This is a genomic window from Pseudomonas sp. p106 (assembly GCF_003936645.1).
In the GTDB taxonomy this organism is placed as follows: Bacteria; Pseudomonadota; Gammaproteobacteria; order Pseudomonadales; family Pseudomonadaceae; genus Aquipseudomonas; species Aquipseudomonas putida_E.
In genome coordinates this window covers 94347-108610 of sequence record NZ_RHQR01000012.1, presented here as the reverse complement: position 1 = coordinate 108610, position 14264 = coordinate 94347, and the positions used below count along the sequence as shown (strand labels likewise).

The 14264-nt window shown below is 55.3% G+C and carries 16 protein-coding genes; 5 read left to right on the top strand and 11 right to left on the bottom strand.

What is annotated here, in order from left to right:
- Positions 1-14 precede the first annotated feature (14 nt).
- Positions 15-854: a lipopolysaccharide kinase InaA family protein gene (locus tag EGJ09_RS16135; RefSeq protein ID WP_125924352.1), complete on the top strand. Its 840-nt coding sequence runs from the start codon at positions 15-17 to the stop codon at positions 852-854.
- A gap of 36 nt (positions 855-890) precedes the next feature.
- Positions 891-1733 carry a 3-deoxy-8-phosphooctulonate synthase gene (kdsA, locus tag EGJ09_RS16130; protein ID WP_012313334.1) on the top strand — a complete coding sequence of 281 codons (843 nt, stop codon included), beginning with the start codon at positions 891-893 and terminating at the stop codon, positions 1731-1733.
- 127 nt (positions 1734-1860) lie between these two features.
- On the opposite strand, the gene EGJ09_RS16125 is transcribed toward kdsA, so the two are convergent.
- Together EGJ09_RS16125 and EGJ09_RS16120 are read right to left on the bottom strand one after the other, a co-directional pair.
- A complete protein-coding gene (locus EGJ09_RS16125; protein WP_125924351.1) occupies positions 1861-2124 on the bottom strand; it encodes a DUF3077 domain-containing protein in 264 nt (87 codons plus the stop codon).
- A 13-nt stretch (positions 2125-2137) separates the two neighbouring features.
- Entirely contained in the window at positions 2138-2419 is a 282-nt protein-coding gene (locus EGJ09_RS16120; protein ID WP_012313332.1) for a hypothetical protein, read from the bottom strand.
- 487 nt (positions 2420-2906) lie between these two features.
- On the opposite strand from EGJ09_RS16120, the gene EGJ09_RS16115 reads away from it, so the two are divergent.
- On the top strand, positions 2907-3797 hold the full coding sequence (locus EGJ09_RS16115; protein ID WP_125924350.1) for a glycosyltransferase: 891 nt from the start codon (positions 2907-2909) through the stop codon (positions 3795-3797).
- Here EGJ09_RS16115 and EGJ09_RS16110 read toward each other — a convergent pair.
- Both EGJ09_RS16110 and pyrF read right to left on the bottom strand, forming a co-directional pair.
- Positions 3794-4990, bottom strand: a complete 1197-nt coding sequence (locus EGJ09_RS16110; protein ID WP_125924349.1) for an O-antigen ligase — start codon at positions 4988-4990, stop codon at positions 3794-3796. The two genes, EGJ09_RS16115 and EGJ09_RS16110, sit on opposite strands and share 4 nt — an antisense overlap.
- A gap of 123 nt (positions 4991-5113) precedes the next feature.
- Entirely contained in the window at positions 5114-5815 is a 702-nt protein-coding gene (gene pyrF / locus EGJ09_RS16105; RefSeq protein ID WP_125924348.1) for an orotidine-5'-phosphate decarboxylase, read from the bottom strand.
- A gap of 180 nt (positions 5816-5995) precedes the next feature.
- Between pyrF and EGJ09_RS16100 the strand changes: the two genes are divergently transcribed.
- Positions 5996-6163, top strand: a complete 168-nt coding sequence (locus tag EGJ09_RS16100) for a DUF2897 family protein (protein ID WP_012313328.1) — start codon at positions 5996-5998, stop codon at positions 6161-6163.
- A gap of 51 nt (positions 6164-6214) precedes the next feature.
- Here the strand turns inward: EGJ09_RS16100 and EGJ09_RS16095 are convergent, their stop codons facing one another.
- The 3 genes from EGJ09_RS16095 to rfbB form a co-directional block, all read right to left on the bottom strand.
- The gene (locus EGJ09_RS16095; protein ID WP_125924347.1) at positions 6215-6547 is read right to left on the bottom strand and encodes a ComEA family DNA-binding protein; all 333 of its coding nucleotides are present in this window, start codon (positions 6545-6547) and stop codon (positions 6215-6217) included.
- A gap of 186 nt (positions 6548-6733) precedes the next feature.
- A complete protein-coding gene (gene rfbA, locus EGJ09_RS16090) occupies positions 6734-7615 on the bottom strand; it encodes a glucose-1-phosphate thymidylyltransferase RfbA (RefSeq protein WP_177433163.1) in 882 nt (293 codons plus the stop codon).
- A 95-nt stretch (positions 7616-7710) separates the two neighbouring features.
- Complete coding sequence (gene rfbB, locus EGJ09_RS16085) at positions 7711-8781, bottom strand: dTDP-glucose 4,6-dehydratase (protein WP_125924345.1); 1071 nt, start codon at positions 8779-8781, stop codon at positions 7711-7713.
- 180 nt (positions 8782-8961) lie between these two features.
- Here rfbB and EGJ09_RS16080 point away from each other — a divergent pair, with 180 nt between their 5' ends.
- Positions 8962-9543, top strand: a complete 582-nt coding sequence (locus EGJ09_RS16080; RefSeq protein WP_125924344.1) for a hypothetical protein — start codon at positions 8962-8964, stop codon at positions 9541-9543.
- Between the two features lie 90 nt (positions 9544-9633).
- Here EGJ09_RS16080 and EGJ09_RS16075 read toward each other — a convergent pair whose 3' ends face one another.
- The 4 genes from EGJ09_RS16075 to EGJ09_RS16060 form a co-directional block, all read right to left on the bottom strand.
- Positions 9634-11631 carry a nucleoside-diphosphate sugar epimerase/dehydratase gene (locus EGJ09_RS16075; protein ID WP_125924343.1) on the bottom strand — a complete coding sequence of 666 codons (1998 nt, stop codon included), beginning with the start codon at positions 11629-11631 and terminating at the stop codon, positions 9634-9636.
- A gap of 141 nt (positions 11632-11772) precedes the next feature.
- Positions 11773-12951, bottom strand: a complete 1179-nt coding sequence (locus EGJ09_RS16070; protein ID WP_125924342.1) for a DegT/DnrJ/EryC1/StrS aminotransferase family protein — start codon at positions 12949-12951, stop codon at positions 11773-11775.
- 82 nt (positions 12952-13033) lie between these two features.
- Positions 13034-13654 (bottom strand): acetyltransferase, encoded by a 621-nt coding sequence (locus EGJ09_RS16065; RefSeq protein WP_125924341.1) that lies wholly within the window; start codon positions 13652-13654, stop codon positions 13034-13036.
- Positions 13651-14247 (bottom strand): sugar transferase, encoded by a 597-nt coding sequence (locus EGJ09_RS16060; protein ID WP_125924340.1) that lies wholly within the window; start codon positions 14245-14247, stop codon positions 13651-13653. The genes EGJ09_RS16065 and EGJ09_RS16060 overlap by 4 nt, the downstream gene beginning before the upstream one ends.
- Positions 14248-14264 lie beyond the last annotated feature (17 nt).

Genomic DNA, 14264 nt, shown 5'->3' with positions numbered 1-14264 from the left:
CAAGGAATGAAGGTGTGGTTGGCGATTCACAGATCTGGCAAAACGAATACCCCCACACTCTGCGCCATCGCGACACCACCTTGCACCTTCAAGCCCCTATTGCCCCGCATACCCGGCAAGCCTTCGAACGACTGATCGAGCAGAGCGCCAGTGCCAAACGGGTCAGCGCCCCTCTTGAATGCTCCCGAAGCCTGCTGTTCACCAAACGTGAAAAGCTCGATTCGCTGAAAAAGAAGCTGCGCATGCAGCGTGGCCGGCCCAAGCGCAACGGCATGTACGACTGGTCCCTCGAAGAACTGATCAACACCCGCGAAGCAGCCCGGCGGGGTGCGCGGGTGCCCAGGCTGGTCGGCTACGGCTACAGCCGCTCCCGGTTCGGCCTGATGCAGGACTTTTTCCTCATCACAGAATTACTGAGCGGGCACGAGGACGGGCTGGCAAAAGTGCGCAAAAAGCCAGAGGCCGTGCACGGGGTGATCGCGGCAGCGTTCGAACTGCTGCATGCCCTGCACTGCCAAGGCGTCACGCACATGGACCTGTGGGCGGCCAACGTCATGCTCCCGGAAGAAGGACAAGCGCAGGCCATCGACCTGGAGAACAGCTTCTCCGGGCCCACGGCCTACATGAGCGAAACCTTGGGTTTTCAGTTCGGCTTTTTCTACTACCGAGAAATTTACCGCTATATAACCGAAGCGGACTATGATGCTGCGGTAGAATACGCACTGGCCGAGTACTTCCCTGATGTGCAACGCGCAGCCTTCAACCGGGTGTACGCGCTTGCCAAACATGAGGAAATCGGGCGCCTAGAGCGCCGCGAAATCTTCACCAGCGGTGTACTCGAAAGTCGTTGGTAGAGCGCCATGGCTACCCCAGACTTCATAGAGTAGAAAATGATCAAGATCACCCAGAACATCGAATGTTCCAATGCCGCCCCGTTCGTGCTGTTCGGCGGCATCAACGTCCTTGAGTCCGAGGACCTGGCCCTTACCGCCTGCGCCGAATACGTGCGGGTAACCGAGAAGCTGGGCATTCCTTACGTGTTCAAGGCCAGTTTCGACAAGGCCAACCGTTCCTCGATCCACTCCTACCGTGGCCCGGGCATGGAAGAAGGCCTGCGCATCTTCGAGAAGGTCAAGGCCGAGTTCGGCGTACCGATCATCACCGACGTGCACGAGATCTACCAGTGCGCGCCAGTGGCCGAAGTGGTCGACGTGCTGCAGCTGCCTGCCTTCCTGGCCCGCCAGACCGACCTGGTGGTGGCGCTGGCCAAGACTGGCAAACCGGTGAACATCAAGAAGCCTCAGTTCCTGAGCCCTTCGCAGATGCAGAACATCGTGCAGAAGTTCAAGGAAGCAGGTAACGACCAGCTGATCCTGTGCGACCGCGGCACCTGCATGGGCTACGACAACCTGGTTGTGGACATGCTGGGCTTTGGCGTGATGAAGCGCACCTGCGATGACCTGCCGATCATTTTCGACGTAACCCACGCCCTGCAGAACCGCGACCCTTCGGGTGCTGCTTCTGGTGGCCGCCGTGAGCAGGTGGTTGACCTGGCCCGTGCCGGCATGGGCGTTGGCCTGGCTGGCCTGTTCCTGGAAGCCCACCCGAACCCGGACCAGGCCAAGTGCGACGGCCCAAGCGCCCTGCCGCTGGACAAGCTGGAGCCGTTCCTGGCGCAGATCAAGGCGCTGGATGACCTGGTGAAATCGTTCCCGCCGCTGGTTATTGGTTGAGTCGCTGAGTGATCTGAAAGGGCCGGTACGCGCGCGTACCGGCCCTTTTTGTTGGTTTTTTGCGGCTTGCCTTGGGTGTTGCCGCGTGACGGAAACCGAGTGCCCGAAGATTCTGTGACAGGCAGCCTCAGCCTTTCATCCCCAACTCAGCATCATCCATCAGCGCCTTGGCCATCGCGCTCAGGTAATGCGAAGCCCAGATCATCATCGGCTTCTCATCCATCAGCCCAACGATGGTCAGCTCGCGCACGTACCCCATCAACTCCGAAGCCTGCTCGCGGGCGTCCTGGCAAGGTATACCCGGCTCGATGCGGAACAAGGGATGGCTCTGGTGCTCACCCTGAAAAAACGTGGTCACGCCTGCTGTGACATGGGTAACGTCTGTAGTCATTGCCGTATTCCCCTCAATGCAGGCCGTTAGTACGTTCCAAGGCCAGCGACAGCGCATCCGACTGACCCCAGGCAATCTGCATGGCCCGCAGCCCGTTTACCATCAACTCACGGGTGGCCTCATCCTCGATTGCGTAGAGGGCCATGTGGCAGTGGTTGTAGGCCAGCATCAGGTAATGGGTGACGTTCATGACCACGTGATCGATCGGCACGATGCGCTCGCTGATGGCGCTGGAGAGGGTCTTGTCGGAGGGAAGGTCGAAATTATGGGGTGGATCCGGAACGATCTTTTTCATAAGCAACTCCTGGGTGGGTACGTAGGAATTGCCACCAACGTTTTCCATGCGTTGAGGCGGCAACTGTACGCGGGGTGGAAAACCGGACACCCAGGACCCGGCAGGCCAAGAGGCCTCCCGCGCACAGCTGCCATTACGACAGCGTTCTAGGTGATAACCGGGTTTCCACACCCGCATCGCTGAATATCAGCGACCCAAGAAGCCTAAAGGGCAGTGTTTCCAGGAACAATCAGACGCGTGTCGACAGAACATGTAGGGTATTTCCTCAGGCAAGGCATCACCAGTCCTGAGTCGTAGGAAATATCTGAACAAATCGCAGGATCCTCCCTACGTATAAGCCTGCAACACGCTATCGTATCCCTCAAGTGCCCCTTCCATTAGAATGGCCAATACCTGCATAAGATGCTGAATTGCCATCACTTTAGAAAAACCAGCAGGTAGCCTGCATAGAGGCGTCAAAAGAACGGATCAAAGCTAGGGGTTTCACATGTGTTCTGAGAATCACGGCGTTGCTGACACACCGTTGGTGACAGTGATCATCGCGTCCTACAACCACGCGCGCTACATCGAAGCAAGCATCAACAGCGTCATCAACCAGACCTACAAGAACATCGAGCTTCTGGTGGTGGACGACGGCTCCAAGGACGAAAGCCCAGCAGTGCTCAAGCGGCTTCAGGAACAGCATGGCTTCGATCTGCGCTTCCAGGCCAACCAGGGCCTGGCACGCACCCTCAACGACGCGATAGCACGCGCCAGGGGCGACCTGATCGTGCCCTTCGGCTCTGACGACATCATGATGCCCCACCGTATTGCCACCCAGGTGGAGTACATGAACGGCAAGCCCGAGGTAGGCATCTGCTCGGCCAACATCGAAACCATCGACCAGGATGGCAACGTGATGGGCGCACGCGAGCAACGCAACCGCAACCTGCCCTTCCGCCGCCTGGACTTCGACGACCTGTTCCTCGACCGCAAGCCAGGGCCAATGGCAGCCACACTGATGCTGCGCCGTGAGGCACTGGAAAAAGTGGGGGGGTTCAATGCCGATATCCGCCTGGAAGACGTGTATATCGAACTGTCGATCGCACGGGCCGGTTATTTCATCGACGTACTGGGCGAGGTACTGGCGCAGTACCGTGACCACCCGACCAACACCTTCAAGAACGGCCGCTTCATGGTGGACAACGTGCTGCGCACCTTTGCGGTGTTCAGCGACCACCCGCAATATGAGCAGGTGTGCATGAGGTTCCGTAACTCTATGGTGCTGAAGTACGCCAACCGCGACAAGGCATTGAGCCGGGAAATACTTTCGCAAATCCCGCTCAAGTACTGGAACCGCAAGACCTTGCGCGGTATATGGCGGATGGTCTGCTCTTAAGCAGACCGGCTGCGCTTCCAGTGGATCAGTGATTGGCCGTACACCAGGGCCATCGGGATCCATATCAGGAACCAATGCTCCTTCGGGCGCGACATGAAGGCACTGCCTTCGGTCAGGCCCGAAGCGAAGCCGAAGATCAGCCAGGTTGCCGCTATCATCACGCCTGGGTGTTTGCGGTACACCCAGCAGAAGTACATGGCCAAGCCGTAAAGCGCCATCCACAGCACCAAGCCAACGACCCCACCCGCATAAAGCACTCCAAGCTCAATGTTATGAGGGTCGGCAAGCGTCTTGCCCAAGCCTGGGATGATGATTGTCATCGGCGAATCGAAGCCGCGGCCCAGCCATGGGTGTTCGCTGATCTGGCGCAGGGAGTCCAGCCAGATGGCCGGGCGGTGCGAGACGCCACGCTGGGTAATGGCTTCAGGGTAGAGCAACACCACACTGACGGCTGCAATACCGATCACAGTCAATGCCAGCCCGGTGCGTCGGCGATCACCGACGATCAGCAACCAACCCAAAGCAGCTGACAGGCCGATCAACGGCGTGCGGGAACCCGTCGCCAGGATTGCCACGCCCAGAACAGCAAGGCAAACCAAAGGCAATGGGCTGAGCGCACTACGAGCCTGGAACCAGGATGCGAGCCAGAATGCAGCGAAGGCGCCAAATACATGCGCAGTCAGCAACGGGTTATACAACGCACCGTAACCATGCAGGCGCCTGCCTGCCAATACGGGGGTTTGGTAGAGATAAACTACCAATGACACACCCGCCGCCACCGCAACCACTATAGCGGCCAGGCGCGTCCATTGATCCAGTTGCCCGGGTGTGCGCAGGCTGATGATACCTGCGGCCAATAGCAACATCGCAATATACAGCGGGCGCTTCAGCAAGCTGCTGGTGGAGTTTTCAGTGTCGGACCACGCGATACTCAGAAGGGTGTAGCCACTGAAAACCAGGAACGCCAAGAACAGCGGATTGCAAACCAGAGGTTTCAGCAGATGCCGGTGCTTGATCAGCATCACAAGCGTGGGCGCCGCAAGAAAAATATAAAAGAGCTTGTGATAAGCAGAGCGGTCCCAGGCCCAGAACATTCCCGTAAGAATGATGAACCAGCCTACGGGCAGCAGGTAAGTACCAATCAGGCTTCCAAAGCGCTGAACCGGGCTCTGATCCGAAACATCAACTGACATCTAACATACTCATGCGGAGGGCTCATTCCCTATGTCCTACGCGATTTCAGTTGCGTCATGACTGCAACCGTGAAAAATCGCCGTTATTTGAGCGAGAGCAGCATTGCTGCCCTCGTTCATATCTCAGCCGCGAATTTCGGCGACGACCGCCGCCAATGCTGCTGCCGGGTCTGCCGCCTGGCTGATAGGGCGCCCGATCACGAGGTAGTCCGAACCTGCATCCAGTGCCTGGCGCGGGGTAAGAATGCGACGCTGGTCATCCTGAGCACTGCCTGCTGGGCGAATGCCTGGTGTCACCAGTTGCAGCGATGGGTGCGCGGTTTTCAACGCCGGCGCTTCCAAGGCCGAGCACACCAAACCGTCCATGCCAGCCTTCTCGGCCAGCGCAGCCAGGCGCAGCACCTGCTCTTGCGGGTCTACATCCAGGCCGATACCGGCCAAGTCTTCACGCTCCATGCTGGTCAGCACGGTCACGCCAATCAGCAATGGCTGGGGGCCGCTGCGCTTGGCCAGCACTTCGCGGCAGGCCGACATCATGCGCAGGCCACCGGAGCAGTGCACGTTTACCATCCAAACGCCCATTTCGGCCGCAGCCTTCACGGCCATGGCGGTGGTGTTGGGGATGTCATGGAATTTAAGGTCGAGGAACACCTCGAAACCTTTCGCGCAGAGGGTTTCGACAATGCCCGAAGCGCTGCTGGTGAACAGCTCCTTGCCAACCTTCACCCGGCACAGTGCGGGGTCGAGCTGGTCAGCCAGCTTCAGGGCGGCGTCACGGGTGGGGAAATCCAGGGCGACGATCAGGGGCGTCTGGCAGGCGGACATGGTCGGGGTCTCTTGGTAATTCGTAAACGGCGCGCATTGTAAACGAAGTCGCCACGCCTTGGGGGCCAGAGGCCATTAGAATTGGCCCAGCGGGGCACCCCTCCTATAATTGAACCAACGGGCAACGCGGTCGCTCAAAACGGGTACAAGCGAAGCCTCACAGCTCATAGGAGAACGACAATGCCCTGGTATGCCTGGCTGATACTCATCCTAGCCCTTGGCTCGATCGTGGGCGGGTTGATGATGTTGCGCGATACGGCGAAGAAACTGCCCTTGACCGATGAGCAACTGAAGAAGGTACATGAGCGCAATGCCGAGGCGGATGCCAAGGATGCGCAAGACAGGTAGGCTGCAGGCGATGACGCCGGGGCAGGCAACAAGCCGCCCCGGCCTACTCCCCTACTCGACCGCCAACTTGTCCCGATTGCGCTCCATCAACGCATTGCCAATCCCTTTAATCTCCAGCAGTTCATCCACTGAAGCGAACGCACCGTGGGCCTCCCGGTAAGCCACAATGGCCTCGGCCTTGGCCTTGCCTATCCCATTCAGCTCCTTCTGCAAGGTCAGCGCATCGGCGGTATTGAGGTTGAGCTTGGCTGAGGTGGCCGGTAACTGGCTAACCATCGGTACCGGTTCCTTCGGTACCGTGGCCGTAGCAGGCGCAGCGCTGATCGAAAACGACAGGCCGGCAAACAGTGGCAGCAGCAGATAATTGAGAACGGTATTGCGCATGAAGGTCACTCCTGTGAGTTGAGTTTGAATGCAGCAAGCTCCTTGGCTGCCCCCTCAAACTAGCGGCTCGCAGGCCATTCGCCCAGCGGTTGCCGCCAGGGAATGGTTACCAGATTAGACGTCACAGCATGTTGCACACCTGCCGGGTAAAAGCTCCCACAGCAGGCGTGCACAGAACTTTCACTGTCAGAAGATCGTGTCGCGCAGCACCCGTTGCAGGTACTGCCCGTAGCCGTTCTTGGTAAGCGGCGCGGCCAGCCTGGCCAGCTGCTCTGCATCAATCCAGCGCTGGCGGTAAGCCACTTCTTCTGGGCAGGCGACCTTCAAGCCCTGGCGGCGCTCGATGGTGGCAATGTAACCGCTGGCTTCAAGCAGGGAATCATGGGTGCCGGTATCGAGCCATGCATACCCACGCCCCATCACTTCCACCGACAACTGCTCACGCTCAAGGTACAAGCGGTTGAGGTCGGTAATCTCCAGCTCGCCTCGCGGTGAGGGCTTGAGCCCTTTGGCCATCTCGATCACATCCTGATCGTAGAAGTACAGGCCCGTTACGGCGTAATTGGACTTCGGCTGGGTCGGCTTCTCTTCCAGGCTCAGGGCCTTGCCCTGGCTGTCGAACTCCACCACGCCATACCGTTCAGGGTCGGTCACGTGGTAAGCGAATACGCTGGCGCCTTCGCGGCGGCCCATGGCTTCGAGCAACAAGGCCTGGAAGTCGTGGCCGTAGAAAATGTTATCTCCCAGTACCAGCGCCGAAAGGTCGTTGCCAATGAAGCCTTCGCCAATGATGAAGGCCTGTGCCAGGCCGTCCGGCGAAGGCTGCACCGCATAGGTAATGTTGATGCCCCACTGGTGACCATCCCCCAGCAACTGCTCGAAACGCGGCGTGTCTTGCGGGGTAGAGATGATCAGGATGTCGCGAATGCCCGCCAGCATCAGCGTGGTCAGCGGGTAATAGATCATCGGTTTGTCGTAAACCGGCAGCAACTGCTTGGAAATCGCCAGCGTTGCAGGGTGCAGGCGCGTGCCCGAGCCCCCAGCCAGAATGATGCCTTTGCGGTTGATAGTGCTCATAGGTTGTAAATCTCTGTCAGGCGTCCATGGCTAGTTGCCAGCCATCTTTTTGCCATTATAGGGTAGCCACCCAGTTTTCAGCGCCTTTACACCGAACGCCCGGTGTAATTCTTCTCGACCCATTCGCGATAGCTGCCCGATTGCACACCTTCGACCCAGGCCTGGTTATCCAGGTACCACTGCACGGTTTTACGAATGCCCGTTTCGAAGGTTTCGGCCGGCTTCCAGCCCAGCTCACGCTCCAGCTTGCGGGCATCGATAGCGTAGCGGCGGTCGTGGCCAGGGCGGTCGGTGACAAAGCTGATCTGGCTGGCATACGGCTGCCCATCGGTACGCGGGCGCAGCTCATCGAGTAGCGCACAAACGCGATGGACGATGTCCAGGTTGGGCATCTCGTTCCAGCCACCGACGTTGTACACCTCACCCACCTGCCCTGCTGCCAGCACACGGCGGATGGCGCTGCAGTGGTCCTTGACGTAAAGCCAGTCGCGAATCTGCTGCCCATCGCCGTATACAGGCAGCGCCTTCCCGGCCAGGGCGTTGACGATGATCAGCGGGATCAGCTTCTCGGGGAAATGCAGCGGGCCGTAATTGTTCGAGCAGTTGGTGGTCAGCACCGGCAGCCCGTAGGTGTGGTGATAGGAACGCACCAGGTGGTCGCTAGCGGCCTTGCTTGCGGAGTACGGGCTGTTTGGCTGGTACTGATGGGTTTCGGTAAAGGCAGGCTCACCGGCTTTCAGCGAGCCATAGACCTCATCGGTTGAAACATGAAGGAAGCGGAAGGCCGCGCGTGCATCCTCGTCCATACCCTGCCAGTAAGCACGCACCGCCTCCAGCAGCTGGAACGTACCTACAACGTTGGTTTCAACGAACGCCTGGGGGCCATGAATGGAGCGGTCGACGTGCGACTCGGCGGCGAAGTTGAGCACTGCACGCGGGCGGTGCTCTGCCAGCAGGCGCTGCACAAGCGGGCCGTCACCGATATCACCGTGCACAAAAACATGCTGCGGGTTGCCCTCCAGGCTGGCCAGGCTCTGCAGGTTGCCGGCGTAGGTCAGCTTGTCCAGGTTGACGATGGTTTCGCCGCACTGGCTTACCCAATCCAGCACGAAATTCGCACCAATGAAGCCGGCGCCGCCGGTTACCAGGATTGTCATAGGGTTGAACGCTTCTCGTGGCTGATGGTTGACGATTGATGGCGCAATTCTAGACGGGAATGATGCAGGAGTGTGCCGGTAAGACGCCGTTCACGCTTTTGGCAGTTGTTCTGTCATCGCCGGCGGGGCAAAATACGAATTCCTCTCAGGAAAAGCCACCTTGGCTCACAGGGATCGTTCATGCCTAATATTTCTCATTCGGTCGTTCTTGCGGCCGCGTTTGCTGCCGCGCCTGTCTGGGCGCAATCCACGCAGGTTGCTGACCGAGTGATCGCGCCGAGCGCGTTCCTGGGTGTTGACCTGCAGGGCAATTTCATGGCCGAGGTGCCAGAATGTTCAGCGGAAGATGAACGCCCCGACGAGCCTTGCCGTGTCGCTACCACCAAAGCGGGTGAGTTTGAGGTGCGAGGGCTGCCATATTTGCCAATTTCACCGGGCTATAAATTGTTCGCTACGGTGAATGATGGCACTGTCATTCAACTAGTGTTGACCGGTAATGCTAGTAACTTGTATCTAGTTAAAGAGATGCTCACGGACAAACTCGGTAAGCCTGCCACTAGTGCCACCCAATGGGTAAAACTACAGTCAGGTGCTTCGTATGAGGCTGACGCCTATAAGTGGAACACAGAGGGCGGCGCTGTTGATTTCGCACGAGACCCCACAAATCTAGGCCGTTATTCAGTAACTTTCTCAAGTTCAAGCATTGGCACTGAAGTAGGCCAAAACCAAGTAAGCCCAGTAATTGAGAGCTCCAATCTATAACTATTAGCTATATAAAAGTAAAAATACTACTCCGTTATTCTACCGGCAGGCAGTCGGCAGTTCGAAAACTGCCGACGAACTGTGAAAGGACTAAATGTCTTTCATCCGCTGCTGATACACCCAATCCACAATCTCCCCCTCTGGGGTGTAACCACTAACCAACTCCCTAAGCAACTGGCGCACGCGCGAAAAGTCTTCAGCTTCAACGGCTCTAAGCAACAAAGCCAAGCTATCCCTAAGTGCATCCCACGCTAAGAAATCCTCGCTGGCTGTCATGATCATCGGGTGCTGAGTTGGCAAAACGTTATCGCCAATTAAAAGCTCTTCGTAAAGCTTTTCGCCTGGTCGTAGTCCTGTAAATTCAATTGCAATGTCACCATGAGGATTTTTTTCAGATCTTACGCTTAAGCCCGAAAGATGAATCATCTTCTCCGCCAATGAAGCAATTTTTACCGGCTCGCCCATATCCAGTACGAATACGTCTCCGCCCTGCCCCATCGAGCCGGCCTGGATAACAAGCTGAGCAGCCTCAGGAATGGTCATGAAGTAGCGGGTAATCTTGGGATGTGTTACCGTCAATGGCCCGCCCATCTTGATCTGCTTATGAAATAATGGGATCACCGACCCAGACGACCCAAGAACATTGCCAAAGCGCACCATCGTAAAGCGAGTTTTATTAACTCTCGCAACTTTGCTCGAGTCCCCAAACAACACAGGCGCAACTTCTTTGCTCAACGCCTGAAGAATCAGCTCTGCCAACCTTTTGGTGCTACCCATGACATTAGTTGGTCGCACAGCTTTATCGGTCGAGATAAGTACAAAGTTGGCCACATTGGACTGCAGGGCTGCCTGAGCTGTATTCAGGGTACCGATCACATTGTTCAGGACACCTTCGGCAATATTGTGCTCAACCATAGGGACATGCTTGTAGGCGGCAGCGTGGTAAACGGTGTCCACACTCCACATTTTCATGGTGTCTGCCATATGCTTCTGATTCCGAATGGAACCTAAGAATGGGACCAGCCTGACAGGCAAGGACTCGCGCCGAATACGCTGCTCGAGCTCTCCATGAATGCTATAAAGATTAAACTCACTATGCTCGAACAAAAGGAGGGTTTTAGGCTCGAGCATGAGTATCTGCCGGCATAGTTCCGAACCAATGGAACCACCGGCGCCCGTTACCATTACCACTTGGCCTGATACGCAACGAGCAAGCAAGTCACTCTGCGCAGGTACGGCATCACGGCCCAATAGGTCAGCAATATCAACCTCTTGAATATCATCGACCTTTACACGACCACTGGCCAAGTCCATGAACCCAGGGATACTACGGACGTGGAGTGGGAAGTGCTCTAATAGCCCCAGTATTTCTCTTCGACGCGCACGACTGGCAGAAGGAATAGCCAGCAAGATCTCTTCAGCACCGGTAACATCAATCATTCGCTGAATATCTTTTCCACGAAATACTTGAAGCCCAGAAATGACGCGATCCGCAACACTTTCATCATCATCAATGAAAGCAACTGGTCGCATAACGCGACCAATTCTCAATGCAGCGATTAACTGATTTCCTGCAGCACCAGCACCATAGATCGCAACTTTCGGTAAACCATTATCGCGGTTGGTGAAAGGTACATGCTGCCGGGCTGCAAACCAATCACCCAAAAAATACTGCCGCATGATTAATCTAAGACCGCCAATTAGCACCAGGCTTAGCCACCAGTAATTGAAAACGATAGAGCGCGGAACTACTGCAGTATGGTTGCTATGCCAATAAACGATTAGCGAAAGTATCAGTGAAGATAAAGAAACAGCTTTAACAATAGCAATTAATGCGTCATTACCGAAATACCGCATGACAGCACGGTACATGCCAAAACGGATAAAGATAGGTATGGCGACGACTGGCGCGGCTAAAAAAAGCCAATAGTGCGTGCGCAGTGGCTGATAAATCTCATCAATGCCAAGACGTACCAAAAACGCCAACCAAAGGGCGAACCATACCAACAACACGTCGGTTACGACTTGGAGCGCGCGTTTGTAGCGTCGCGGCAAAAGTAGCATTCCCGCGCGCAGCTTATCCGTCATCCGTTTACACTCCTGATTCCGAACCAAACCAGATCCCTTCCTGTTTCATTTTCATACGTGCCCGCTTAAGGCAACTTGACACACCAACACCAGGCATAAAAGAGTACGACTCGCGCGCCAGCGTACGAGTCGTAATGCATTTCATTTGCCTGCTGCTTGGCGCATGACTCTTGTCAACACCTCACACGTCTTCGCGATTTCAGCATCTGTCAGCGTTGGATGGACCAAGAACATGAGGCTAGTTTCTCCCAGTTGACTTGCAACAGGCAGACTTTTCTCTGGCCTAAAGCCTGTGCCATCGAATGCTTTCTCAAGATATACCTCTGAACAGGAACCCGAGAAACAAGGCACGCCAAGGGAATTTATTTCATTTAGTAGTCGATCTCTATCCCAACCTGAAGCAAGCTGTCCTGGCTCAACAAACACGTAGCATTTATAGGCCGCATGTACATTATCTTCCGGGATAACAGGAACCCGAAGTCCGGGTAGGCCTTTGGCGCACTCCCAGATGCGCTGAGCATTTTCTAATCGCGACTGATGCCACTCTGGCATTCGCTTCAATTGAATCCGACCGATCCCACCTTGGACCTCAAGCATCCTCCAATTGGTACCAAAACTTTCATGCAGCCAGCGGAATCCGGGGGCATGCTGACGTTCGTAGACCGCTTCCCAGCTCTTACCATGATCTTTGAACGACCACATTGTTGACCATAATTCTTTATCATTGGTGGTGACCATGCCACCCTCGCCGCCGGTGGTCATAATCTTATCCTGACAGAACGACCAAGCCCCGATATCGCCAATAGAACCGACAGGCCTACCTTTGTAGCGGGCACCGTGCGCTTGTGCACAATCTTCGATAACACGTATACCGTGCTCTTGCGCCAACGCCATGATCGGATCCATATCACAAGGCCATCCTGCGAGGTGAACACATACAATGGCTTTTGTGCGAGGAGTAATCACCGCCTTGATGGTGTAAGCGTCGATATTCTGGGAATCGACATTCACATCCGCGAACACTGGACAAGCGCCAGCGTTGACGATACTTGATACCGAAGCGAGAAATGTACGAGAGGTGACGATCACTTCGTCACCCTTACCAACGCCCAACGCATGCAACGCCAGATCGAGCGCTACCGTACCATTTGCGACGGCCACGGCATGCTTCGCTCCAGCCCAGTCTGCAAATTCATGCTCAAACTGACGGCATTCCTGCCCAGTCCAGTAATTCACCTTGTTAGACAAGATAATATCCCGTACGCGGTCCGCCTCTTCTTCAGAAAAAGATGGCCAAGGAGAGAAAGGGGTATTCAGCATGAACAGGTCCTGATTCATCAAATTCGCAAGAGCGCGAAGGGGTTATGACACAGTCTACAACCACACGCAGAGATTTGTGGGACTAATTTAGTGGACGAGCGGGTACGCCGATGACTGTAATCCCCGCCATAACATCAGCGACAACGGCCGCACCGACGCCGACAACGACGTCCTCGCCCAAAGTAATCATTTGCCTGACGCTAGAACCTATGCCCACCCATGAGCGAGCTCCAACTCTCACATCGCCAGCAAGTCGAGCACCAGGGCTGATATGAACTGCGTTAGCAAGACAGCAGTCGTGATCAACACTGCAGCCCGTATTTAGTATACAGCCGACCCCCACTGTAGCGCCCGCATGCAATACCGCACCAGCAAATATGACAGTACCCACTCCAACATCGGCGTAGCGACTAACACTAGCAGATGGATGGATAAGAGTGGCCAATGCGGCATTATGACTAAAAAGCTCAGATATCTTGCGCTCGCGTATTTTGTTATTCCCGATAGCAACGACCACACCATCAAACTCACTCAATCGCTTGAGAAGATCGTCTCCGGTACCGACAACTTCCCAACTACCGGTCGACAACCGTTTAGGCCAAATGTCATCGAAGAATGAAATATCGGACCACCCACAAAGCTCAGCGGTATCAGCGACTACTTTCCCATGCCCACTGGCACCTAGTATAGCCAGCCGACTCATTTTTTGTTACCTTGAAATTTAGGCATGGTAACCTCTCCATTCGCGGAAACACCATCTCTTTTAAATACCTTAACTATCGTCAGTGCAATTATTTTAAGGTCCAACAAAAAAGTACGATTTTCAACATACCAAGCATCGAGTTCAAATTTTTCTTGCCAACTCAGAGCGTTACGACCGTTAATTTGCGCCCATCCAGTTATCCCTGGACGAACTTTATGCCGTAGATTTTGCCTCTCATTGTAAAGAGGAAGATATTCCATCAACAAAGGACGCGGCCCAACAACACTCATTTCGCCCTTTAATACGTTCCATAGCTCGGGTAGTTCATCTAAACTGGTAGAACGAAGAAACTTGCCAAAGACAGTCATTCTATCTGCGTCTGCAAGTGGCTCACCTTTTGAATCGTGAGCGTCCAGCATAGTTCTGAATTTTATCATTTCGAAAGGTACACCACGCGCACCTGGGCGCACTTGACGAAATAAGATTGGAGATCCTAACTTTCTTTTTACCGCCCAAGCCACGACCAGTAATACTGGCAATAAAAACAAGATACCAAAAAAAGAAGCCACTATATCAAAAATACGCTTAATCATTATGCTTCCTAACAACA

What these genes read in the sequence shown, in the direction of transcription:
- EGJ09_RS16120 (WP_012313332.1), bottom strand. Translation starts at nt 2,419, where the DNA reads ATGAAAAAGATCGTTCCGGATCCACCCCATAATTTCGACCTTCCCTCC.
- EGJ09_RS16080 (WP_125924344.1), top strand. Translation starts at nt 8,962, where the DNA reads ATGCCTAATATTTCTCATTCGGTCGTTCTTGCGGCCGCGTTTGCTGCC.
- kdsA (WP_012313334.1), top strand. Translation starts at nt 891, where the DNA reads ATGATCAAGATCACCCAGAACATCGAATGTTCCAATGCCGCCCCGTTC.
- EGJ09_RS16075 (WP_125924343.1), bottom strand. Translation starts at nt 11,631, where the DNA reads ATGACGGATAAGCTGCGCGCGGGAATGCTACTTTTGCCGCGACGCTAC.
- pyrF (WP_125924348.1), bottom strand. Translation starts at nt 5,815, where the DNA reads ATGTCCGCCTGCCAGACGCCCCTGATCGTCGCCCTGGATTTCCCCACC.
- EGJ09_RS16125 (WP_125924351.1), bottom strand. Translation starts at nt 2,124, where the DNA reads ATGACTACAGACGTTACCCATGTCACAGCAGGCGTGACCACGTTTTTT.
- EGJ09_RS16115 (WP_125924350.1), top strand. Translation starts at nt 2,907, where the DNA reads ATGTGTTCTGAGAATCACGGCGTTGCTGACACACCGTTGGTGACAGTG.
- EGJ09_RS16110 (WP_125924349.1), bottom strand. Translation starts at nt 4,990, where the DNA reads ATGTCAGTTGATGTTTCGGATCAGAGCCCGGTTCAGCGCTTTGGAAGC.
- rfbB (WP_125924345.1), bottom strand. Translation starts at nt 8,781, where the DNA reads ATGACAATCCTGGTAACCGGCGGCGCCGGCTTCATTGGTGCGAATTTC.
- EGJ09_RS16100 (WP_012313328.1), top strand. Translation starts at nt 5,996, where the DNA reads ATGCCCTGGTATGCCTGGCTGATACTCATCCTAGCCCTTGGCTCGATC.
- EGJ09_RS16065 (WP_125924341.1), bottom strand. Translation starts at nt 13,654, where the DNA reads ATGAGTCGGCTGGCTATACTAGGTGCCAGTGGGCATGGGAAAGTAGTC.
- EGJ09_RS16060 (WP_125924340.1), bottom strand. Translation starts at nt 14,247, where the DNA reads ATGATTAAGCGTATTTTTGATATAGTGGCTTCTTTTTTTGGTATCTTG.
- EGJ09_RS16070 (WP_125924342.1), bottom strand. Translation starts at nt 12,951, where the DNA reads ATGCTGAATACCCCTTTCTCTCCTTGGCCATCTTTTTCTGAAGAAGAG.
- EGJ09_RS16095 (WP_125924347.1), bottom strand. Translation starts at nt 6,547, where the DNA reads ATGCGCAATACCGTTCTCAATTATCTGCTGCTGCCACTGTTTGCCGGC.